The 23554-nt window shown below is 59.8% G+C and carries 10 protein-coding genes; 6 read left to right on the top strand and 4 right to left on the bottom strand.

Annotation, left to right across the window (positions count from 1 at the left end; genetic code table 11):
• Positions 1 to 79 precede the first annotated feature (79 nt).
• The 5 genes from Q7T36_RS06240 to Q7T36_RS06220 all read left to right on the top strand — a co-directional run bounded on the left by Q7T36_RS06240 (position 80) and on the right by Q7T36_RS06220 (position 6531).
• Positions 80 to 370 carry a hypothetical protein gene (locus Q7T36_RS06240; RefSeq protein ID WP_304845262.1) on the top strand — a complete coding sequence of 97 codons (291 nt, stop codon included), beginning with the start codon at positions 80 to 82 and terminating at the stop codon, positions 368 to 370.
• A gap of 169 nt (positions 371 to 539) precedes the next feature.
• Positions 540 to 2405: a hypothetical protein gene (locus tag Q7T36_RS06235; protein ID WP_304845261.1), complete on the top strand. Its 1866-nt coding sequence runs from the start codon at positions 540 to 542 to the stop codon at positions 2403 to 2405.
• Positions 2406 to 2478: 73 nt separating this feature from the next.
• Positions 2479 to 4563, top strand: coding sequence for an EAL domain-containing protein (locus Q7T36_RS06230; RefSeq protein WP_304845259.1), 2085 nt, complete (start codon positions 2479 to 2481; stop codon positions 4561 to 4563).
• A 257-nt stretch (positions 4564 to 4820) separates the two neighbouring features.
• A complete protein-coding gene (locus Q7T36_RS06225) occupies positions 4821 to 6032 on the top strand; it encodes an alanine--glyoxylate aminotransferase family protein (RefSeq protein ID WP_304845256.1) in 1212 nt (403 codons plus the stop codon).
• 19 nt (positions 6033 to 6051) lie between these two features.
• On the top strand, positions 6052 to 6531 hold the full coding sequence (locus tag Q7T36_RS06220; RefSeq protein ID WP_304845253.1) for an META domain-containing protein: 480 nt from the start codon (positions 6052 to 6054) through the stop codon (positions 6529 to 6531).
• A 45-nt stretch (positions 6532 to 6576) separates the two neighbouring features.
• Here Q7T36_RS06220 and serB read toward each other — a convergent pair whose 3' ends face one another.
• Positions 6577 to 7800, bottom strand: coding sequence for a phosphoserine phosphatase SerB (serB, locus tag Q7T36_RS06215; protein ID WP_304845250.1), 1224 nt, complete (start codon positions 7798 to 7800; stop codon positions 6577 to 6579).
• Between the two features lie 186 nt (positions 7801 to 7986).
• On the opposite strand from serB, the gene Q7T36_RS06210 reads away from it, so the two are divergent.
• On the top strand, positions 7987 to 9264 hold the full coding sequence (locus Q7T36_RS06210) for a hypothetical protein (protein ID WP_304845247.1): 1278 nt from the start codon (positions 7987 to 7989) through the stop codon (positions 9262 to 9264).
• 12 nt (positions 9265 to 9276) lie between these two features.
• Here Q7T36_RS06210 and Q7T36_RS06205 read toward each other — a convergent pair whose 3' ends face one another.
• The 3 genes from Q7T36_RS06205 to Q7T36_RS06195 all read right to left on the bottom strand — a co-directional run bounded on the left by Q7T36_RS06205 (position 9277) and on the right by Q7T36_RS06195 (position 23303).
• A complete protein-coding gene (locus tag Q7T36_RS06205) occupies positions 9277 to 9795 on the bottom strand; it encodes a hypothetical protein (protein WP_304845244.1) in 519 nt (172 codons plus the stop codon).
• Positions 9796 to 9906: 111 nt separating this feature from the next.
• Positions 9907 to 12129 carry a DNA topoisomerase IV subunit A gene (parC, locus tag Q7T36_RS06200; protein ID WP_304845241.1) on the bottom strand — a complete coding sequence of 741 codons (2223 nt, stop codon included), beginning with the start codon at positions 12127 to 12129 and terminating at the stop codon, positions 9907 to 9909.
• Positions 12130 to 12269: 140 nt separating this feature from the next.
• Positions 12270 to 23303 carry a hypothetical protein gene (locus Q7T36_RS06195; protein WP_304845238.1) on the bottom strand — a complete coding sequence of 3678 codons (11034 nt, stop codon included), beginning with the start codon at positions 23301 to 23303 and terminating at the stop codon, positions 12270 to 12272.
• Between the last annotated feature and the right edge of the window lie 251 nt (positions 23304 to 23554).

Here is a 23554-nt window from a genome sequence, read left to right as displayed (position 1 = left end):
CAGACTTAGCTTAAAGCGCGGCCTTGCGAGGAGCCGAAAGGAACAGCGGCCGTATTCATCACCTGACTAAAGGCACGCCATGACCATCAAAAGTATCCGTCGATTGCAAGTGGCCTGCCAGTCCCTGCTCACCTTGTCGGTTGTGTTGGCCCTGTTCCTGCAATTATTGAATTACCTTCAGGTACGGCAACTGGCGGGCGTCGTGGCTGGCGGCTCTGTCATCGCATTAGTGGCCGGTCTGGCGCTGCTGCTGGCCATCCGCAAACTGCGTTGCCCGGTCTGCCGCACCATTTATGTCGGCAGACGCTCGCCCCGGTACTTTACCCGCTCCTGTAGCAACTGCGGCCGCCGCTCCGGAGACACCGCCTGAACTGGACGACCACACCGTTGAAGACGCTGCCCATAAATAGTAATCGTCAAGACTTGCGCTTTCCCTGTTAATCTACAAGAATCAATCCATGGAACCGCCAACGGCGCAAGCCGACTGCAGGTCGTTCTCGCCGCCGGGGCGAAATGGAAACCAACAGGTCACCACTGCAATGACAACAACAACGAGCAGCATTATCGGGCAATCCATTCCTGACAAGAACCTGAGCAGGCTCAGTCTGGTCGGGCACACCAAGGCCGACATGGAAGCCTGGGTCGCCTCTTTGCCCATCATGAATGTGGGTGAAACTGCCAAGCGCCTTTACCAGACCCTACAGGAGCTGACACGGCTCAAGACCTCCGAAGAAAACCGCTATGAATTGCTGGAAGTGCTGCGTGCGCCGGTCTACACCATTCTTCAGGCCTTGGCCAAGCACTACCTGAATCAGTCCATCCTGTTGCCGGAACGAGCCAGCCGTGTTGCCACGCTTGCCCAGTCCTTGCGCGCCCATCTGGCTTACGGTTACAAGATCGTGGTTCATGAGTGTGTGGATAAACTGCAGACCAAGCTCAGCATGCTGGGCTTTGGCCGCCGCCAGACCCAGCAACTGGCCGCCCACAGCCTGCAGCGCGCCATCAGTGAGCTGGGTGGCCTGCTGCTTGAAGCCGGGACACTGTATTTGCCCCCGCCTTCCGGTTTATGGCTGGATCTGCACTCGCTTTACCGTATCTCAATGACCCACGGACTGGCCCAGATCAAGGTTCCCGACCTTCATTACAGCCACGTGCGCGAGCTCAGCCCCGGCGAGGCCTATGTCCGCGCCCTGGTGCTGGCGGCCAGCCACACCAACAAGTTGCGCCAGGTTGAAATCCGCCAGATTTATGAAGCCTCCGAAGTCTGGGTCAACTTGCTCAAGATCAAGAATCAGGTGGCTGACGCCGACCTGCTGGTAATCAATACCGAATCCGATACCCCGCCCGTCTATATCACCAAGGCGTCCAGCAGTCCCAACTCCATGTATGTTGACGCGCAGAAGCTGGTCCAGCATCTGCAGATGCTGGCGACTACTCCGCCTTCACAGATCGGCCGTGCGGAATCATCGCTGACCTCCAGCCTGATACAGCACCTGATCAGTGTCTGGAATGCGCCCACCGAGCGCACTTTTGCCCGCCGCACCTATCAAGGCGAGCTGCTGGTTTGCCTGGGCCTGACTGCGACGCACTACCATCTGGCTGGTGGGCAGGACTTCGAGAGCGTCATCAATGTCCACCAGATGATGTCGGAGGAAGAGTCAAACTTTTTCCTGCAGGATCACATCAATTCGGCAACGCACAAGGAAGCCAAGGATGTCGATCCCTGGCGTATCTCCTTTGGCACCGTGGATGAGGAATTCAAGGTTGCCCAGAAAACCCAGGCCCAGTTCTCCTTTCTTTACAACAAGGAAAGTCGTGAGCCTCGCAACAATGAAAATCTGTACCCCCCTCAAAGGGCGGAAATCGTCAATATCAGTCCCGGCGGTTATTGCATCCGCTGGATCGGCGAGCCGCCACTGACTCTGCGCACCGGCGAAATTCTGGCGCTTCGCGAACCGGATGACAGCAACTGGAACATTGGCGTCATCCGTTGGGTCAAGCAACTGCCCACCCAGGGCGCTGAGGCCGGAGTTGAAATTTTGTCCGCTCGCGCCAAGCCCTGTGGCGCCCGTGTCCTCAAGAAAACCGGCGAATCCACCGAGTACATGCGCACCTTGCTGCTGCCTGAAATGAAATCATTACACCGTCCGGCAACCCTGATTACCCCGAACCTGACATTCCGCAGTGGCTACCGGATCATCATCAGGCTGGGCAATGAGGAAGTGAAAGCCCAGTTGACCACGGAAAGTCTCAGTACACAAAGTTTTAGCCAGTTCGAGTTCGCCCTGTTACAATCTCAGGAGACCATGCAGGCCGCCGTGTCGGCCTCTCCCGGAGGCGCATCGCGCTCCGGCTCCGAGTCGGTGGAAAAGGATGACTTTGACTCCCTGTGGACGAATTTGTAATCCCGTAAAACCGTATCGCCAGATAGCCCCGTCAGAGAGGCTCTGAGCCCCGAACCTGGACTATTACGCAATTATGGCTGCAAAAAGTGAAACCCTGCGTTTGCTGGTACTGCACAATTCAGCAGACAACACTGAAGAGATCGTCAAGTCCCTCAAAAACGCAGGCACTCCGACCCGTCCGCAATTGCTGGATAACCTTGAGGACTTCGAGGACAGCCTTAACAGCCAGCCTTGGGATCTGGTGCTGGCGGGAGAAGACATTAGCGGTTGCACCTACATGGATGCCCTGCAATCCATCCGCAATCGCGACAAGGACATCCCTCTCATTGTCCTGCTGAAAACCTATGATGAAAATGTGATCGTTGAAGCTCTCGAAGCCGGAGCTGTCGACGCCATTGTCTTTGACCAGCACCAGCATGTGGTGTTCTGCATCCGCCGCGAAATCAAGAACCTGTATCACCGCCGCTCGCATCGTTCCGCCGAATCCATGCTGAAGGAAACAGAGAAACGCTGTCAGTTGCTGCTGGAAAACTCCCGTGACGCCATTGCCTATGTGCATGACGGCATGCATATCTATGCCAATGCCTCCTATGTCGAGCTGTTCGGCTATGAGTCCGGCGAAGATCTGGAAGGCATGCCGGTTATTGACCTGGTGGCCAAGGAGGATTTGGGCAGCTTCAAGGATTACCTGCGCTCCTACGGCAAGGGCGAGAAGATTTCCACCGACCTCAAGTTTCATGGCGTCAGGGCCGATGGCGACAAGATCGACGCCATGATGCAATTGACCGCCGCCAGTTATGACAGTGAGCTTTGCACCCAGATTGTCATCCGCCGCGATGACGGGAAGGCCAAGGCCGCCATGCTTGCCGAACAACTCAAGGCCGTCACCAGCCTGGACACCCTGACCGGACTGCCCAACCGGGTACGCTTTGAAGAAGCACTTGAAGAAGCCCTGATCAGGGTGCGGCGCGAGAAAAACCAGGGTGCCCTGCTCTACATGAGCATGGACAATATTCCCCAGATAAATGCCGTCGCCGGCATTGTCGGCACCGACGGTGTCATCGCCGCCGTCTCAAAGGTCTTGCGCGACAACCTGCCGGATGGGGTGTTGGCCCGGTTCAGTGATGCCGCTTTCACCGCCATTTTGCCTGAGACCGGCGTCGACCCGGTGCGAAGCCTGTCAGAAAAGCTGTGCCAGCTGATTCATGACCGCCTGTTTGACATTCCCGGCGGCAAAACCATCCAGACCAGCATCAGTATCGGTGTCGCCATGATGGGCGAAACCGCGCCGGACGCCCCGGAAGTCCTGTCGCGTGCGGTCAACGCGGCCGAAAAAGTCAAGCTGCTCAACAAGGGCGCGGGCAACGGCGTCAATGTCTACAATCCGGCTGAAAATGCCGCTGCTAACGACTCCGCGCTGCGCGAACTGCTGGCCGAAGCATTGGAGCAAAGCAAATTCAAGCTGCTCTTCCAGCCGTTGTTTGATGTTGAAGACGAAAGCGCCCAGTTCTTTGAGGTTTTCGTCCGCCTGCCGCTGGCGGACGGCAAGCTGATGACACCCGACGAGTTCATGCCCGTTGCCCAGCGATATCAGTTGGGCAGCAAGATTGACCGCTGGGTGCTGATCAACGCCAGCAAACGCCTCAAGGAACATCTGGTGCGCAACCCCGGTGCGCGCCTGCTGATCAACCTGACCGCCGAATCCCTGCAAGACCCCGCCTTGGCCGACCTGGCCAGCAAGTTGTCAAAAGCCATTGACCCCAAGGGACAGCCTCTGGTCATCCAGTTTTCCGAAAACGACGTGGTTACCTATCTCAAGCAGGCCAAGGAACACAGCGCCCTGCTCAAGGCCGCCGGTTGCCCGGTTTCCATCACCAACTTCGGCTGCACCGTCAACCCGCTCAATACCCTCAAGCATGTGGATGTCGACTTCATCAAGCTCGACCGCTCCTTTACCCAGGATCTGAGTGTGGAAGAGCACCTGAACATGACCAAGAAAATGGCGGCTGACGTTAACGAAGCCGGCAAGAAACTGATTGTTTCCTACGTCGAAAACGCCACCACGGTCTCCAAACTCTGGACCATGGGCGTCAGGTACTTGCAAGGCTACTATCTGCAACCGCCTTCTGAAAACCTGGTCTACGAAAGCCAGTCCTGATCCGTTAGCGTCTGCCTGAGTCTCAAGCCGCTGTTTCCCCTGCGGCTTTGCAACTGCTCACTTCTGTGGCCGTCCACACCCTGCCAGACAGTCCGCATCAAGCCCGACGTTTTGTTCCGGCTGACTAAGCTGCTGCAAACCTTCCGTACAAAATCCGCACGAAGCCGACCTTGGGGCAATTGCATGTTAGGCCCGGCCTCGCTAGTCTTGGGTCTGCAAAAATGACAACCAGCCCGGCCCAAGGAACAACAACAATCATGCTGATGCAACCTGAAATCACCCCTAACGCCTACACCCCGCCGCAACGCCGCCTGCTTGGCCCCGGCCCTTCCGACATTTCCACCCGCGTGCTGCAAGCCTTGGCCAAGCCGACCATCGGCTATCTGGACCCGAGCTTTGTGGGCATGATGGAAGAACTGAAGTCACTGCTGAGGTATGCTTTCCAGACCCGCAATGCTTTGACCTTTCCCGTCTCGGGTCCGGGCTCGGCCGGCATGGAAATGTGCTTCGTCAACCTGGTGAACCATGGCGACAAGGTAATTGTCTGCCGCAACGGCGTCTTTGGCGGCCGCATGGTGGAAAATGTCGAACGTTGCGGCGGTGTCCCGGTCATTATCGACGACACCTGGGGCACACCGGTCGACCCGCAAAAAGTCAGGGACGCCTTCCGCCTGCACCCGGACGCCAAGGTCCTGGCCTTTGTTCATGCCGAAACCTCCACCGGCGCCTTGTCCGATGCTGACACCCTCTGCCGTATCGCCCGCGAGCACGGCGCCCTGACCATCGTTGATGCCGTGACTTCGCTGGGCGGCGTACCGGTGCTGGTGGATCAGTGGCAGGCTGACGCTACCTACTCCGGCAGCCAGAAGTGCCTGTCCTGCACACCCGGCCTGTCGCCCATCACCTTCAGTGAGCGCGCCGTTGAAGTCGTCAAGGCTCGCAACCAGAAAAGCCAGAGCTGGTTCCTGGACCTCAACCTGCTGCTGGGCTACTGGGGAGAAACGACCCGCACCTACCACCACACCGCCCCCACCAACAGCCTCTACGCACTGCATGAATCGCTGCTGGTGCTGCAACAGGAAGGGCTTGAGAATGCTTGGTCGCGTCACCGCAGCAATCATCAAGCCTTGAAGGCCGGCCTGGCTGAAATGGGCATTGAATTTGTGGTGACCGAAGACGCCCGCCTGCCGCAACTGAACTCCATTCACATTCCCGGCGGGGTGGATGACAAGCAGGTGCGCGCAACACTGCTTCAGCAGCACGGCATTGAAATCGGCGCCGGGCTGGGGGCGTTGGCAGGCAAGATCTGGCGGATCGGCCTGATGGGATATTCCAGCCGTGTGGAAAACGTCATTGCCTGCCTGACCGCCATGGAAACAGTTCTGGGCTCCCACGGTGTCCGAGCCGAAAAAGGGGCTGCCGTTGCAGCAGCCTATCGCGCTTACGCCGAACAGTCCGTGGGGCGTTGATATGCACCGGGGATGTACCGTGAGGTGGTTTCAGCAAGGGGCGGCGGTCATGGCTGCCGCCTTGCTATGCGCCTGCACCGTTACAAAACCGGCGGTGGCCAACCGGGTAATCACCCCCACCACCCCCTCGGTGACATCATCCATTGAGGTCCACACACACCTTCCCGACAGCATTGACCGGTCGAAGTGGCTGTTTGCCCATGTCGAGACCCAACCCGTGGCCGCCAAGGCCGGCCTGAACCTTGAGGCCGGCCGGTTATCCGGATTCACCGGCTGTAATCGCCTGAGCGGCGGATATCAGCGTCAGGATACGGCGTTGCAATTTAACCGCATCGCCATGACCCGGATGTTTTGCGCAGAAACCGCCGCGCAAGAGTCACGCATTACCTCCGCCCTTGAGAAAACCCGCTTCGCCATGATCGTCCAGGCCAATGGTTATCTGGTTTTACTGGATGAAAACCGGAAAATCCTGGCGGAACTGAAGCCCGACACCTTATGAACGGATACCGGGATCTGTCATTCGGCAGACCCCGTTCACACGCCTTCAGCGCCCAATCTCCAAATCACGATCACGAACCCCCAGCAAGTACAGTATGCCGTCCAGCCCCAGGGTTGAAATCGCCTGGCGGGCGTTCTGCCTCACCAGCGGTTTGGCGCGGAAAGCAATGCCCAGACCGGCAATGGACAACATCGGTAAATCATTGGCGCCGTCACCCACCGCAATCACCTGTTCCAAGCGTACGCCTTCCCGGTTGGCAATCTCCCTCAGCAACTCGGCCTTGCGCTGGCCGTCCACCACCTGCCCCACCACGCGCCCGGTGACCTTGCCGTCGACAATTTCCAGATCATTGGCGTAAACATAGTCAATACCCAGCTTGCCCTGCAGGTATTGCCCGAAATAGGTAAAGCCCCCGGACAGGATCGCCGTCTTGTAGCCCAGGGCTTTCAGGGTGCGCACCAGATGCTCGGCGCCTTCGCTCAGTTTCAAGCGGACGGCAATTTCGGCCAGCACACTGGCATTCAGGCCTTGCAGCAGGGCGACGCGCGCCTCGAAACTCTGCTTGAAGTCCAGTTCACCCAACATGGCGCGTTCGGTAATGGCCGCCACCTGCTCACCCACCCCGGCCGCCTTGGCCAGTTCGTCAATCACTTCATGCTCAATCAGCGTCGAGTCCATGTCGAAACAGACAATGCGGCGATTGCGACGATAGGCGTCATCGCGCTGAAAGGCGATATCGACGCTCAGTTCGTTGGCCAGGCGCAGGAAGTCGGCTCGCATCTGGTTGATATGGGAGGGCTCGCCGCGCACGGAGAACTCGACACAGGCCTTGCCGGGGCCGCTTTGCTCACCCTCCAGCATCACCCGCCCGGAAAGCCGCGCCAAGCCGTCAATATTCAGGCCGTTTTCGGCCACAATGCGTGACACTTCGGCCAGATGCTCGGCCGTAATCTTGCGCGCCAGCAGAGTCACGATATAGCGGGATTTGCCCTGACCGCCCACCCAGTGGTGATAGCTGTCGGTGGTAATCGGCGTGAAGCGCACCTGCAATCCCAGATCATGCGCACGGAACAGCACCGCTTTCATCAGCAGCGCCGACTCCATGGGCGACGGAGACTCCACGACCACCCCCAGCGACAGTTGGTCGTGAATCACGGCCTGGCCAACATCCAGAATATTGACGGAATGACTGGCCAAGACCTGCATCAGGCTGGCGCTGAGGCTCGGGCGGTCCGGCCCGGCAAATGACATCAAAATGATTTCGCGCATAATGTCCTGCGGATAAGAGGGCAAAATAACCGCCGATGATAGTGAATTGCCCGACAATCGGCTATGCTCACGCCTACAAGTGTCCGATTATAATTTGTTTTTTGCCTTTACTGCTTTCCATTCGGAGAGGGGGCCCAATTGATCCAGTCGCGCAGTCTAGTCATCGTTCTTGCGGTGAGTTTTTTCATGCATGCCCTGCTCCTGGTTAGCGGAGCCAGGAACGAAGTGGCTCGCGCCCAGCAGCCGGTGGGCGCGTTGCTGGCCGGGCAGTTGGCTGGCAATGCCGCGCCGCTGCTGATCAACAAGGATTCGGTAGGTCTTGGCCTGCTGGCGGACCGTTTCGGCCAGACGCCGGGTATACTCAGCCTGAAAATCACGGCCCTTGATGCCCGGATGTCGGCCGGCGGCGGTAATGCCCCGACCCTCAGCGGCCCTGTTTTCAAGGCGCCGATCGTTCTGGAAGGCAAGGCCTTGGGTGAGGCCCAAGTGACGCTGGCCGGCCCGGCCAGCGGCAATATCCTTCGCGCCAACGGCATTCCGCTGCTGGCCTCGCTGCTGATGCATCTCCTGTTCGGCAGCTGGTTGATCTGGCCGCAGCGTTTCCGCGCCATCCGCATCCCCATCCTGCAACCCCTGCCCCCGCGTCGCCGTCGCGAAGATCACGCGGGTGCAGCCGATTTGGTCATAGAGGCTCCGCCGCCGGCCGCCACGGTCTTTCTGCAACTGGCGCTGGAGGACAGCAAGGGGCTGCTGCAACGGGTGAACGCCAGCACCGCCGACCAGATGCTGGTGATCCTGGAGAAACTGCTGCTGCGTTCAGCCCGCCTCTACCACGGCAAGGTCATGCATGCTTTCGGTCCCGAAGGCGCCACAGTAAAATTTGAAGGCAATGATCCGGCGGCCTGCCTGCAACAGGCCCTGTCCTGCGGACGGTTGTTCCTGTCGCTGGCCGACGCTGCCTACCTGCAACGGCGGACAGCCAAGCTTTTCGCCCTGCCGGTCAAGGCGGCCATTGGTGAGCGGGGGGAACGGGGCGAAGGCGAAGTTCTGGATGAGATTCTGCAGCTGGCCCGCCGCGGGTCAGCGCAGGACTTGCTGCTGACGGTCAGTGAAACGCTGGCGGAGCCCTTGAAGTCGGGCAAGCACTTGGTATCGCTGGATCCGCTGCCGGTCATTGAGACGGTGAATGCAGAAAGGGAGTCCGCAAATCCGGATGAGCCCGGCACGGAGTCCGGTGAGGCAACTCCGGATATTGCGATGCCTGAAGACGGACTGAGCGGGATACCGGTTGTTTCTGAAGACTCCGCCGACGCCTCAACCGCCGCTGCTGAAGAACCCTGCGTCCATGCTGCGCCGTGGCGGGTCGTGGCGCTGCCTGAGGAGGATGAAGCCCGCATTCAGGCGCAGAAGCAACAGATCCTGGAACGGCGCAAGGCGGCCGTGGCCGACACCGCCGCGGTCTGAGTTAATCCCCGTTTATTCGTTATTGTCGATGCCGAACCAGAGGATGGTTTCGGCTTGACCATTCTTCAACCGGGCCATCGCCGGCCCCAGAAATATCCCCGGAGCCACCTCACGCAGCTCATCGCGAATGCGGCGGATCACCCACGGATTGCCCGGCTGGTCATAATCCAGCAGGATGCAGGGACGTCCGTCAACCGCAGACGCCTCAATGCGGGTATAGAACGTAAACAGCGTCAAGGTCGGCCGGAACAGCTTGATCCGGTTCGCGCCTTTACCGGCATATTCTGTGGTTGCCTCAAAGCTCTTGCCATCCCAAGGGAACACTCCCAAGCGGGCAACCGCCGCAATCAGGCTGTGCGGCAGCCCGTTATCCAGATAGCGGACGGCCAGCATCCGGCCTTTGGGCGCACCATTCAATACTAAAACGGTGGAAGGTTCAGGCGCACCCAAATAAAGGGCTTCAAGTTCGGCAAAGCTGCGACGCGCCAGATTATCCAGCGTGCAGCCCAAGAGCAAAGGGGCAGCTGTCATTGTTGTAGCTCCTCATCCGGGAGAATTATTGTTGTCATCCAATTCAGACTAGAAGGCAGGACGGCGTCCTGCAACTAGAAGCCTAAGCAATTTGCAACGAAGCGTGTCGGCTTATTCAGCGAGTGACAAGGACTCCACACGCTGAAACCCGCGCGGCAACTTGGCGCCGCGACGCCCTCGTTCACCCCGGTAGTGCTCCAGATCGCTCCATTTCAGGGTCAGGTGGCGATTGCTGGTGTTCACCACCAGCCGGGCCCCCGTCTTGCAGACAATCATGGCTTTGAGCGTCTCGCCCTCATCCAGACCCAGCAGCTTGTTGCCCTTGCCCTTGCTTAGCACCGGCAAGTCCTTGACCGGGAACATCAACAACCGCCCTTCGGAGCTTAGCACCACCAGCCAGTCTTCCTGAGGATTGGTGACCGTCAACACCGGCATGACCGTGGCGCCCTCCGGAACATTGACTACGGCCTTGCCGTTCTTGTTACCGGCATCCAGATCACCCAGTGTCGACAGGAAGCCGTAACTGGCGCTGGTCGCCAGGATGACCGGCTGGCCTGGCTCACCCATCAGCACCTGGGTAAAGGCGGCGCCGGCAGGAGGATTGAGCCTGGTGGTGAGCGGCTCGCCCTGCCCCCGCGCGGACGGCAAGGTGTTGGCCGGCAGGGAGTAACTGCGGCCGCTGGTGTCCAGGAAATAGACCGGCTGGTTGCTGCGCCCCTGGGCGCGCGCCAGATAGGTGTCACCGGCGCGATAGCTGAAGCCCTCGGCCGCGACATCATGGCCCTTGGCCGCACGTATCCAGCCCTTTTCCGACAACACGACCGTTACCGGCTCCGCCGGTGTCAGGTCAGACTCCTTCAGGGCCAGCGCTTCACCACGCTCTTGCAGGGGCGAACGGCGGTCATCGCCGTATTTGGCCATGTCAGCTTCTATCTCACGGACCATCAGCTCGCTCATGGCGGTCTCGGAGCCGAGAATGGCCTCCAGCGACTCCTTTTCCTTTTGCAGTTCGTCCTGTTCGCGACGAATCTCGATTTCTTCGAGCTTGGCCAGATGGCGCAGCTTGAGGTCGAGAATGGCTTCCGCCTGCAAGTCGCTCAACCCGAAGCGGCGCATCAGCTCTGCCTTGGGGTGATCCTCATAACGGATGATCGCAATGACTTCATCAATATTAAGGAAAGCAACCAGCAAGCCCCCGAGGATGTGCAGGCGGGCCATGACCTTGTCAAGGCGGTGCTGCAACCGGCGGCGCACTGTGGCGCGCCGGAAAACCAGCCACTCGCTGAGCAGGGCGCGTAAATCCTTGACCTGAGGACGACCGTCCAGACCGATGATGTTGAAATTGGCGCGATAGCTGTATTCGAGGTCTGTGGTGGCAAACAAATGCCCCATCAATTGCTCTACATCCACGCGGTTGGATCGCGGAACGATGACCAATCGCGTGGGATTCTCATGGTCGGATTCGTCACGCAGGTCGGCCACCAGCGGCAGCTTCTTCGCGTTCATCTGCTCGGCAATCTGCGTCAGGATCTTGGCCCCGGACACCTGATGCGGCAGCGCGGTGATGACAATATCGCCCTCTTCCATCTCGTAGACAGCGCGCATCTTCAAGCTGCCGCGACCGGCGGCGTAAAGGTTCATCAGCTCGCTGCGAGGGGTGATGATTTCGGCGCGGGTGGGATAGTCCGGACCCGGCACATATTCCAGCAATTCGGACAGGGTCAGGCCAGGCTCACGAATCAGGGCGATACAGGCGCGGGCGACTTCGCGCAGGTTATGGGGGGGAATGTCCGTCGCCATGCCGACCGCAATGCCGGTGGTGCCGTTCAACAGCAGGTTGGGCAGCCGCGCCGGCAGGGTCAACGGTTCCTCCATGGTGCCGTCAAAATTGGGGCCCCAGTCCACCGTACCCTGACCCAACTCGCCCAGCAGTACATCGGCATAGGGCGACAGCCGGGCTTCGGTATAACGCATGGCGGCGAACGACTTGGGGTCGTCCTGCGAACCCCAGTTGCCCTGACCGTCCACCAGCGTGTAACGGTAACTGAACGGCTGGGCCATCAGCACCATCGCCTCATAACAAGCCGAATCGCCGTGCGGGTGGTATTTACCCAGGACGTCACCGACCGTACGCGCCGACTTCTTGTGCTTGGAGGAGTTCTTCAGCCCAAGCTCGCTCATGGCGTAAATGATGCGGCGCTGCACCGGCTTCAGGCCGTCTCCGATGAACGGCAGGGCGCGGTCCATGATGACGTACATGGAGTAATTGAGATAAGCCTGCTCGGTGAATTCGGACAGGGGTCGGGCTTCAGTGAAATCAGTCAGTTTGGTCATCGGGATTCGGGGTCAGGGGGTGACGGACACCATGTCCGCACCGGCAACGGAGCAGAAGTGTAACGGCAGGCCCCGCCGATGGCCAGACCTCAAAAAAAGGGGGCGACAAGTTGTTACGCTTGCCGCCCCGATACCGCCTGTTACTGTTCGAGCTGGACGCAGAAGCGGACTTCTCCACTCTGGCCACCCAGCAATCCGGAGGGATTATTGGTAAACAGCCAGTCGATGGTGCCACTGCCGCCGATCGAAGGCGCTGTACCACTACCCGAAGAGGGTACCTGGCACAACACCGAGGCCGGCGTCACGGTACAGGAGGCGTTGCGGAACACCGTAAACGCCGGGGTGGCGTCACTGATCGACACATCCTTGACCAAGCCTTGCGACTGGTTCGTGTAGCGGATGCGGTATTCCAGATATCCGCCCGGCGGAGCATCGTTGGCGGTGCCGAAGACATTGCTGTCCGCACCGGTCGACGGGCAGCTTCCCACCTGGCGCACTTCCTTCACCAGCACCAGGCCGAGGCCGTTGGTGATGACGGTTGTCCGGTCATCCTGGCTGTATGGCCGCACGATGACGCTAGGTGCGGTGAAGGCAAAACCGGCGCTGACCGTCGAAATATCGAAGTTTCCGGAACCGGTGCTGAGCGGCACCAGCACCTTCTGCACCAGACATACCGCCTGACCGGCCGTGACACTGACCGCCGCCGTGATCGGCACATCACCCGGATCAACCGCTCCGTTACAGTTCAGGTCGCGATGCAATTGCGAGCTCCATTCCGGGTTGGCGGGGGACGGATTCTGCGCGGTACTGAACGTCACGGCGCCGACTGTACCGGCCGTGAACACATGGGCGTATTCCACCGTGGTGCCGGGTGCGGTGGACTGCACGCCGACACCGGTCAGGGTGCTTTCGGGCACATTGCCGAAATTGACCCCGGTGTAGTTGGTCAACAAGGTCAGTGCGAACGAACTGCGGTCCTGAGCCAGGCTGTAGCTGCCGCCGGTGGTCCCCGGTACGCCGCTGACCGAGACCAGAGTCGGATTGGCTCCTTCCTCGACGCATAGCGGAGCGCCCACCCCCAGACTGTCAGGGATGGTCAGGGTGTAATCTCCCGGTCCGTTGGTGGTGACGCGCTGGTACTCCGTGCCGCCGCAATCGGTGAGCCGGACTTCCGCATTGGCCAGACCGGCCTCCCCGCCTTGCTGGGTGCCATTGTGCGCTGTGCCGCCACCGGTTCCGTTATCCAGGAAAACCCGACCGGTAATGGTGAAGCCGGTATAGGTGTTGATGAAGGTACACACCAGATCCGCACCGGCAACGATATTAACGCCTGGAATGGTCAGCGTGCTGCCTGCCAGAACCCCCATCGGAGCATTGTTGCCGGTTACGGCTGCGTTGCGATCCAGACAGATCGCGGAACCCAGGCTCCATCCCGAAGGCAGGGTTTCGGTGATGCCAGTGGCCACTCCGGGAGCCGTCAAGGTATGGACCACGCCCGTGACTTCACTGCCGGTCGTGATGGTCGTCAGGACTTCCCCCGGATATCCGTTGGTGCCGCTAAAGGTGAAGGCGCCGGTACGTACTTGCGATATTTTCTTGACGGTGAGACGGATAGCCAGAGTATTGGTGAAAGTACAGGCAATATCCGCCCCGGCTGCCGTCGCGGCGGCATCCAGGCTGACCGTCCCGGCCAACAGGTTCGGCGTCGCCACGCCACCGGCGCCCAGCCCGGTACAACTGACGGACGTCAGGTTATAACCGGCCGGCAGGGATTCCGTCAGCACGGTGGGTGCAGAGGCCGCCGTCAGATATTGGGTTGCGCCGCTGACACCGACGCCGCTGCTCACCGTGGTGATGTTCTGTGCGGTGAAGCCGTTGCTGCCGGTGAAGCTGAAAGTCCTCACCCCGCCCAAGCTCACCTTGGTGAGGGTCACGGTCGGCAACCTGCGGTTGGTCAGGGTGCAATTGATGGCGGTGTCCGCCGGATCAATGCTCAAACCATCACTTGGATCAGCATCGGTTGCGCCACTGCAGGCCAGAACCGGCGTGTAGCGGGAAGCAAGGCCGACACTGAAGGTCTCGCTGATGGAGCCGCTATCACCGGCATACACCGTCACCGTTGCGCCGGTGGTCGTGTTATTGCCTGTGCTGACGGAAGCCCCGGACGTGGCGTTGTTGGTGAAGCCGGTACTGCTCACAGTTGCCGTGTCGCCGCTGATACCGGCAACCCAGGTCTTGGCCAAAGTCAGGGTGACGGCGATGCGGCTGTTTGTGTGCGTACAGGTGATAGGCGTATCTGTTGCGGCCACCGTCAGGGTGTTGCCCGACAGGCCGGTCGTGCCCGTACAGGCCACCGAGCTGTTGTAGTTGGCGGCGCTGCCCGTGGTGAAGGTCTCACCCAAGGTCAGGACGTCGCCTGCATACACGGTCTGGGCGATAGCTGCATCGGTTTCCGTAGCGGTGTTGGCCACCGACGACAAGGCCGTCAGGCCGGTCGCCGTCACATCCACCGCATCGTTCAGCTTCGCGTTCACCCAGGACTTGCGCAGAGTGACTGTCTTGGCGATACGACTGTTCGTTTGCGTACAGGTAATCGGGGTGTCCGTGGCACCGACCGTCAGGGTATTGCCCGACAGGCCGGTGGTGCCGGTACAGGCTACCGAACTGTTGTAGTTGGTGTCACTGCCCGTGGTGAAGGTCTCACCCAGGGTGATCACGTCGCCCGCATAGACCGTCTGGGCGCTGCCGGCATCAATCTCGGTCGCCGTGTCCGCAGCCGAGGACAGGGTTGTCAGGCCGGTTGCCGTCACATCCACCGCGTCGCCCAGCTTCGCGTTCACCCAGGACTTGCGCAGGGTGACCGTCTTGGCGATACGGCTGTTGGTCTGGGTACAGGTGATCGGGGTGTCCGTTGCGCCGACTGTCAAGGTATTGCCCGACAGGCCGGTGGTGCCGGTACAGGCCACCGAGCTATTGTAGTTGGCGTCATTGCCCGTGGTGAAGGTTTCATCCAGGGTGATCACGTCGCCCGCATACACCGTCTGCGCGCTGCCCGCATCAATCTCGGTCGCCGTGTCCGCGGCTGAGGACAGGGCCGTCAGGCCGGTTGCCGTCACATCCACCGCGTCACCCAGCTTCGCGTTGACCCAGGACTTGCGCAGGGTGACGGTCTTGGCGATACGGCTGTTGGTCTGGGTACAGACGATGGCGGAATCCGCGGCATCGACGGTCAAACCGTCAAGCAAGTTGGTATCCGTGGCTCCGGTACAGGCCAGGGTCGCGGTGTAATTGGCGGAGTCTCCCGTGGTAAATGACTCGGAGAAGGTCACCGTCTCACCGGCAAAGAATGTCAGCGATGTGGCGGCATCAATTTCTGTCGCGGTATCCGCCACCGAATTCAAGCTGGCATTGTTGGTAGCGCCCGCCGTGGTAACCGTCACTGCATCGTTCAGCTTCGCATTCACCCAGGACTTGCGCAGGGTAAAGGTGGCGGACTTGCGGTTGGTGAAGGTACAACGGATATCCGCGCCAGCAACAACATTGACGCCAGGAATCGTTAACTGATTTCCGGCCAAGGTGCCAAAACTGCCCGAATTCCCTGTCGCTGCACTATTAGCGTCTGTGCAACCCGCTGCGGTCAGCGTCCAGTTGGACGGTGAGGTTTCGGTAATGGTGACGTCGGCTCCACGCGTTGTCACCGTGACGACCGATGAAGACACCGGCGTACCGTCGACCGTGGTATTGACCACCACCGGCGTCGTCGCCAGATTCACGTTGGCAAACGAGAATGATCCCGTGGAACCTGTCGCCATCTTGGTAATAATGACCGTTGGCTGACGAATCGCATTGCTGACCGTACAGGTGATGTCATCCCCCGCCGCTGGCGTGACACTGAACGGCTGGGTCGCCCCGGTTGGCAGGGTTGTGGTCGCGCCGGCGCGGCTGTTGGTGCAGCTGACCGTCGTATCATATTGTCCAAGGGTTGAAGGCCCGGCCGTCAGTGCTTCCGTCAGTGTATAGGTTGTTCCCGCTACGGCCTGGTTGCTGCCGGGCGCGCTGTAGGTGGCGACCCCACCCGTGGTCAATACACCGCCGCCAGTAGTACCGGATGCCGTGGTGTCTGAAACTACCGTACCTCCCGCGCCACCGGTACGAATTTGCGTGGTGAAACGGTCCGCTGCATCAACAATACTGGTGACAGTCTTGTTGACGCGAATCAGCGGCGCAATCGGGGTATTGGTCAAGGTGCAGGAAATATCATCCCCGGCCTTCGGCACAACATCAAAAGGTTGAGCGGAGCCTGATGGCAACGTGGTTGCCGGACCGGTAGTGCGGGCATTGGCACAGCTGAGGCTGGTAGCATACTGATTGGCCAGCGAGGTACCGCCGGAAAGGGCTTCGGTCAGGGTATACGTTGTCCCGATAGCCGCCTCATAGCTCCCGGTGGCGCTGTAAGTAGCAGCGCCGCCTGTGGTCAGGACGCCACCGCCAGTCGTTGCATTGCCGGTGGTCGAAGAAACGACTGTTCCCGCCACTCCCCCGGTGCGGACTTGGGTGGTGAAGCGGTCATTGACATCCACCAGCGCCGTCACCGTTTTGTGCACCCGGACCAGCGGCTGCTTGACGGTATTGGTCAACGTACAACTGATGTCATCGGCCAGCTGCGGAGTCAGGGTATACGGAACCGGAGCCGAAGTCGGCATGACGGTGGCGCTACCCGCATAGGCATTGGTACAGGTCACGGTGGTGTTGTACTGCTGGGTCGACGATGTGCCGCCGGAAATACTTTCGGTCAACGTATAAGCAATGCCTTCAGTCCCGAGGTATGTACCAGATGCGTTGTAGGTCGCCACGCCGCCGGTCGTCAGCACACCGCCGCCTAAAGTCGTGGACGCCGTGGTGTCGGAAACCACGGTCCCGGCCGCGCCACCCGTCCGCAGTTCGGTGGTGAAACGGTCGTTGGTGTCAACCAGGCTGCTGACTGTCTTGTGGACACGCAGCTTCGGCAGGTTTTTCGAGTTGGTGAAGGTACAGGTCAGGATATCGCCCGCCAGCGGGGTGACCACATAAGAACTGGTCAGCGGTGCGCCGGACGGAGTCATCAGCGCCAGCGCCGTTGGCAGCGTGGTGACCGGCCCGGTGGTACGGGCATTGCTGCAGATCATTTCCGTTTGATACAGGTTAAGCAGCGTGGCCCCGGATGCCTTGATTTCACTCAGGGTATACGGGGTGCCAGCGACCAGCGTGATGTTGCTGATGGTGACCGGCTGCACACCGGCAACCACGCCGGTGGTGGTGGCGCTTTGCGAAACGGCCCCGCCATTCAACCCCAGCGTAAACTGGTCAGCGCTGTCGATGCGAACCACAACATCCTTGCGTACCGTGATTACCGGGGCTTTGACTGCGTTGGTCAGCGTACAACTGATATCGTCACCGGCCTGAGGGGTGAAGGTGAACGGCGTAATTGAACCTGAAGGCAACACGGTGGCGCTTCCGGCCAGGGCATTGCTGCAACTGATGCTGGTGTCGTACTGGCTGGCTGCCGATGTTCCACCGGTCAGGGACTCGGTCACGGTGTAAGCCGTTCCGGCAACACCGGCATAAATCCCCGGCGCTGAATACGTCCCGGCGCCGCCGGTGGTGAAAATCCCCCCCCCGGTGGTTGCCGAGCCGGAAGTCCCGGAGACAACCGTTCCCGCCACACCGCCGGTCCGCACTTCCGTTGTAAAGCGGTCATTGGCGTCGACCAGGCTGGAAACAACTTTGTGGACACGGATTTTCGGTACTTTCGCGGTGTTGGTGAAGCTGCAGGTGATGTTGTCGCCATCCTGCACTGTGATGTTGTACGGCGCTGAGTCTGCCGGCTGGGGCAGAATGGTCGTACTGGAGCCGTTGGCATTGCTGCAACTAATGGTGGTGTCGTACTGCGTTAGGCTGGACGGACCGGCTGACAGGATTTCGGTCAGCGTATACGTAGTTCCAGCCGTGGCCTGCCAGGCCCCGGCGGTGTTGAAGGTGCCGGTGGCCGAAGTGGTCAGCATGCCGCCGCCGGTCACTGTGGACGACGAGGTGTCAGACACCACCGTGCCACCCGCCCCGCCGGTGCGGATCTGGGTGGTGAACCGGTCGGCGACATTCGCCGCCGTGGTCACTACCTTGTTGATGCGCAGCAAGGGCTTGGGGTTATTGGTCAGCGTACAGACGATGCGGTCGCCATTGGCCGGCGTCAGCGAAAAGGACTGACCGGAACCGGAGGGAAGCACCGTGGCGCTGGCGGTATCGGTATTGGTGCAACTGATGGACGACTCATACTGGCTGAGGGTGGTGGAAGAGCCGCTGATCGCCTCCGTCAAGGTATAAGCCGTGCCCGCGACACCCTGATAATAACCGGTGGTCGTGGTTGTGCCGGTCGTGGTGGCGCTGACGCCGCCACCGGTGCGCACATCGGTGGTGATGCCGGAAACCACACTGGCTCCGTTCTTGACCTGGGTAGTGAAGGTATCCCCGGCGGCCACCTTGCTGACCAGCGTCTTGTTGATGCGGATTCTGGGCAGCGGCGCGTTGGTCATCACACAGGAAACATATTCGTAATTGGCCGGATTCGGACTCAGCGTGAAAGTGTTTCCAGAATAGCTCTGAGTCGTGATCACGCCGGTGGAACCGTCAGTACGGCTGCAAACCGTAGTGGTCGCATAATCCGTCAGCGTCGTTGTGCCGGCCACCACTTCCCGGAACGTGTAAGCGGTTCCCGTCGCCAGAACGGTGGCGCCGGTCGTGCCCTTTCCGCCCAGCGTCGTGGCGCCGGTTCCCTGGGAGGTGGCATTGGTCGCTGAATTGACCAGGGTGCCGCCATTACGGATTTCCACCGTAAACTGATCCGTATCGACATGCCGTCCCGCCCCGGACAGTGCTTTTTCCAGCACAGCTACCGGCGCAACATGCCGGTTGCTGAGCACGCAATCAATATCATCGCCAGTGACAGGCGTAATTGTCCAGGTCAGGGGTGTGGTGTTGTTGTTGGCCGTAAACGCCGTGGATGGCAGTGAGGTGCCGCTGACCACGGAATTGGTGCAAACCAGCTTGCTTTCATAGTTATTCAAAGAGCCGCTGGCCGCAATTTCAGTCAGGGTGTAGGTGGAGCCGCCGGCGACATACGTGTCCTGTGTATCCCCGGTGCCGGGAATGACCGTACTTCCGTCACCCGCCGATGTGCTGGAGGTTGTGGAGTTCAGAACCGTACCGCCGCTATTCTTGATCTGCACCGTGAACTCATCACTGTCTGCCCGGCGGGCGTTGGCCAGCGCCTTGGTCACGCGCAAGCGCGCCGGACCGTTAGTCAGGGTGCAACTGATATTGTCCCCATATAGAGGAGTCACATCATGGCTTTGCCCGGCACCGGTGGGCAACAGGGTCACTGGGCCGGAGCTGCGGGTATTGGTACAGTTGATGAAGGCGGAATAAGCTGTCAGCGGTGTCGGCCCGGAATCCATGACTTCGGTAAGGGTGTACTTCGTTCCAGCCGTCGGGGTATAGGCCCCGGAAGGATTCAGGGTGTCCGGGAACGGGCCTGTGCCGGAGACAGTGGTGATCACTGTCCCGTTGGCGGAAACCCCGTCAGAAACCACGGCCAAGGTCCCGGCATCGACAATGCGGGTTCTGAAGCGGTCAAGGGTGTTGATCAGTCCGGCTACTGTCTTGCTGAGGCGGATCTGCGGCGGCTTGCGGGTATTGGTCAGGGTACAGGTGACCAAATCTCCCGCTACCAGCGTTACGCTGAAGGGTTGTGTCGTGGAGCCAGAGGTCGGCACCGTACTGCCACCCGTGGTGGTACAACTGATGGAGGTGGTGTACTGGTCAACTCCCGAAGTACCTGCGGAAATCAACTCATCAATGCGGTATGTGGTTCCAGCAATCCCAGTATACGTTCCGGGTGCGGTATAGGTAGCTGCGCCACCCGTCGTCAGGACTCCGCCGCCGGTACGGGTGTCACTGCTGGTGGAGGACACCATGGGCAGACCTGTAGCGGTGGAGCGGATGAAGGTCGTAAACCGGTCATTATTATCAACGAGGTTGGTGACCACCTTGTTGACCTTGATCCGCCCGCCCGGCCGGTTGCTGAGGGTACACGTGATATTGTCACCAGCCGCCGGGGTAATGTTCATACTGGTGCCAAAGCCACTTGGCATCACGGTCGGGCTGCCCCCGGTCGCATTGGTGCAACTGTAGCTGGCATAGTAATTGGCCAGGGTTGTCGTACCTGCGGCAATTTCCTGAAGAATGTAACTATGGCCGGGGGTTGCCGTTGTGGTCGTTGCCGTTCCCGTGGTGACCGTTGTGCCGGTGCCGCCTGTCGTGGCGGTCGCTTCGGTGGTGCTGGTCGTATTATTGATGACCTGAACGGTAAACTGGTCCGTATTCACGGTCCGGTTTGCCGCCAGGGTCTTGACCAGCGTCAGCGTGGCACGCGGCGTATTGGTCAGCGTACAGTCAATATCGTCATCCATGGAGAGCGGTGTCAGGCTGAACGCCGTGCCGGACCCCGAAGGAAGCACCGTGGAGCTGCCCGTATTGGCATTCGTACAGCTGATGGAGGTCAGATAGTTGGCCGTGGTTGACGATCCGGCGGTCACCGTTTCATTCAGGGTGTAGGCTGTGCTTACCACACCCTGATAATACCCCGGCGCGGTATAGGTGGCCGCGCCGCCGGTGGTCAGTACACCGCCGCCGATACTGGCGGAGGCAGTCGTGCCCGATTGAACCGCCCCCCCTGCCCCGCCGGTGCGGATTTGTGTTGTGAACCGGTCGGCTGCATCTCGCAGGCCGGTGACGGTCTTGTTCAGCCGGATGCGCGGCCTGGCGTTTTTCAGCGTACAGACAATCACATCATCCGTATTCGGAGTCAGGCTGAAGCTGGTGCCGCTGCCGGAGGGCAGAGTAGTGGTGGGGAAGCCTGACCGTGCATTGGTACACGAAATTACGGAAGAATAGTCCGACAGGTTGGCGGCCGGAGCGCCCGCCCCCACTTCCCTCAGCGTATAGGCAATGCCCGCCTGCAGGAATACCGGATCCGTGGTGCCGCTGCCCGCCGTAATGGTTGAACCCGAACCCGCCGTGGTGCTGTTGGTGGTGGCGTTCATCAACACATTATCGCTGGTGCGCCGTATTTCCATGGTGAACTGGTCGGTGGCGGCAAAACGGCCGGAACTGTTCAGCGCCTTGACCAGCGTGACTCGCGGTTCATGGGCAATATTGGTGAAAGTACAACTTATCTGGTCATTACCCTGAGGAGTCAGAGTGAAGCTTTGGCCCTGACCGCTTGGCAGCACCGTTGACGTGGTGTTGGCGTTGGCACAGGCAATGACCGTGTTGTAGTCATTCAGGATGGCTGTCGGGCTGCCCGCACCGATTTCAGTCAGGGTATAAGTGACGCCCGGCTGCAATACAGTCAGTCCGGTCTCCCCGGTTCCCGCCGTAATGGCCGCACCGGCACCTGCGGTGGTGCTATTGGCCGTCGAATTGACCACATTACCCAGCAGGTCCTTGATCTGCAACGTAAACTGGTCACCGACAGCGCTACGGGTGCTGCCCAGCACCTTCACCACATTATTGATCTGCGGCATGGGGGCATTGGTAATCGTACAGGTAATGTCATCACCGTCCACCACCGTAACACTGAAACTCTGCCCGGCTCCGGACGGCAACACGGTCGGGGGGCCGATAACCCGCGCATTAGTGCAGGCAATGCTGGATGTGTACGCGCCCAGGGCGTTGACACTGCCAGGCAACATGGCCTCGGTCAGGGTATACGTCTCGTTGAAATTTGCCTGAAAATAGCCGGGAGCATTGAATGAAAGGCCCGCGCCGCTGGTCGCCACGCCCCCGCCCAGGGTGGACGAGGCGGAGGTTGTGGAAACCACTGCCGCAGACGCGTTCTTGACTTGAGTAACAAATTGGTCGTTGGCGGAAAGCCTGCCCACCACCACTTTGTGAATCCGGATCTTGGGCTCAATTTCATCAATATCATAGGTAATGCTGTTGGTGGTCGCTCCTTCGCAAATGGGATTGGTGCGGTCCCACTTCTCGACGGGATCCGAACCATAATCACTGGGTGCCTGCAATTGGAAGACAATGTCTTCAAGTCCTTCGCGCAGCGTGTCATACGTCGCATTGATGGGAATGGAGACGCCGTATTTGGTACTGCCATAGATGCCCTGGCCGGCATCGTATTCACCGGCCGGAACGGTAACCAGCCACAAGGTGTCGCCGGGCGTATGGTTCAGGGTGGGGGTTGTCCCCGCCAAGCCCACCGGAGTACCCAAGGAGAAATCGGTATCCGGTGTTGCCGTACCGCTGATCAGACGGATGGCCACCACAGTATCCGTCTGTACCGTACCGTTGATCCGCAACTGGATGGCGGGGCCGGCCCCGCCTTCCGGAATGGTGAAATTGGGATTGGTATTCATGTCGATCAAGGGCTTCAGGATCACCTTGACGTCATCAATCAAGTTACCGTTACTGCCGGTGGCGGGTAGCAAGGCTTCCATGCCCAACTGGAAGTTGCCGGTGGCGGGTGCCGTAAAATAGGCAATTTGTGGCAAAAAAATCCCCACGGATGCGGGGTTGGAGTTCTGGTAAGACAGCGCGCCGCCAATCGGGCCTGCGTCATTCAGGTTCCACAAACCTGCTGCTACCTGCTGGGGCAGGCTGCCGCCGTTGGTGCGGGGGGAAAAATAGTAGGTCATGGTGACCGGTTCCCCGGCGCTCAGACAAACTGGTTGCCAGAGCCGGGACTGCTGGGTGGCGTTCAATTCGGCGACGATGCGGTTGGCGTCCTGTCCGCTAATGCCGTAGGTGGAGGCATAGCCGACTTCTATATACGGACCGTTGTACGCGGGCTGGCCTCCGGTGCCGTTCTTGGCATCAGTGGTGCGCCAGCCGGCGATACAGCCGTAGGTATTGCCAAAGCCGCAGGTAGAGTCCCCCCAGTAGGCCCAGGTTGTGTTGTTATTGAGCCCGGCGTTGGGGGGAAAGGAAACCGGGGAACCATCCGCGCGAATTTCAAAGCTGGGGTTCTGGATGATCCGCACGCCTCCGGCCTGCACCAAGGCAGGACACAACAGGAACGTGAACCAGGCCCAAAGCATCATTGCCGCACGCTGGGAAATCAGTCTCATTTACAGCCACCCCTGTCAATACATCCTCCGGCAGCGTCATGCCGAAGCCCCTGTTATGGGGAGAATCCGTTATATTTTGATAGCAAATTGTTCTTTAAAAGCCGACCGAGAGCAGTTACCAACACCAGTCCTGGCTCTGTATGTTCCCGTTTGTCACAGTAATCCCCCAAGAGCGGGTCATCAATAAAACACCGGCCTTGGCTGCCACAGATTAAGATCAATTTGTGACATGAATCACACAGCATTGTAGG

Source organism: Fluviicoccus sp. (assembly GCF_030646115.1).
In the GTDB taxonomy this organism is placed as follows: Bacteria; Pseudomonadota; Gammaproteobacteria; order Pseudomonadales; family Moraxellaceae; genus Fluviicoccus.
The sequence above is the reverse complement of the archived record's forward strand: the minus strand, read 5'-3'. Positions and strand labels throughout refer to the sequence as shown.

What these genes read in the sequence shown, in the direction of transcription:
- Q7T36_RS06240 (WP_304845262.1), top strand. Translation starts at nt 80, where the DNA reads ATGACCATCAAAAGTATCCGTCGATTGCAAGTGGCCTGCCAGTCCCTG.
- Q7T36_RS06235 (WP_304845261.1), top strand. Translation starts at nt 540, where the DNA reads ATGACAACAACAACGAGCAGCATTATCGGGCAATCCATTCCTGACAAG.
- Q7T36_RS06230 (WP_304845259.1), top strand. Translation starts at nt 2,479, where the DNA reads ATGGCTGCAAAAAGTGAAACCCTGCGTTTGCTGGTACTGCACAATTCA.
- Q7T36_RS06225 (WP_304845256.1), top strand. Translation starts at nt 4,821, where the DNA reads ATGCTGATGCAACCTGAAATCACCCCTAACGCCTACACCCCGCCGCAA.
- serB (WP_304845250.1), bottom strand. Translation starts at nt 7,800, where the DNA reads ATGCGCGAAATCATTTTGATGTCATTTGCCGGGCCGGACCGCCCGAGC.
- Q7T36_RS06210 (WP_304845247.1), top strand. Translation starts at nt 7,987, where the DNA reads ATGCATGCCCTGCTCCTGGTTAGCGGAGCCAGGAACGAAGTGGCTCGC.
- Q7T36_RS06205 (WP_304845244.1), bottom strand. Translation starts at nt 9,795, where the DNA reads ATGACAGCTGCCCCTTTGCTCTTGGGCTGCACGCTGGATAATCTGGCG.
- parC (WP_304845241.1), bottom strand. Translation starts at nt 12,129, where the DNA reads ATGACCAAACTGACTGATTTCACTGAAGCCCGACCCCTGTCCGAATTC.
- Q7T36_RS06195 (WP_304845238.1), bottom strand. Translation starts at nt 23,303, where the DNA reads ATGAGACTGATTTCCCAGCGTGCGGCAATGATGCTTTGGGCCTGGTTC.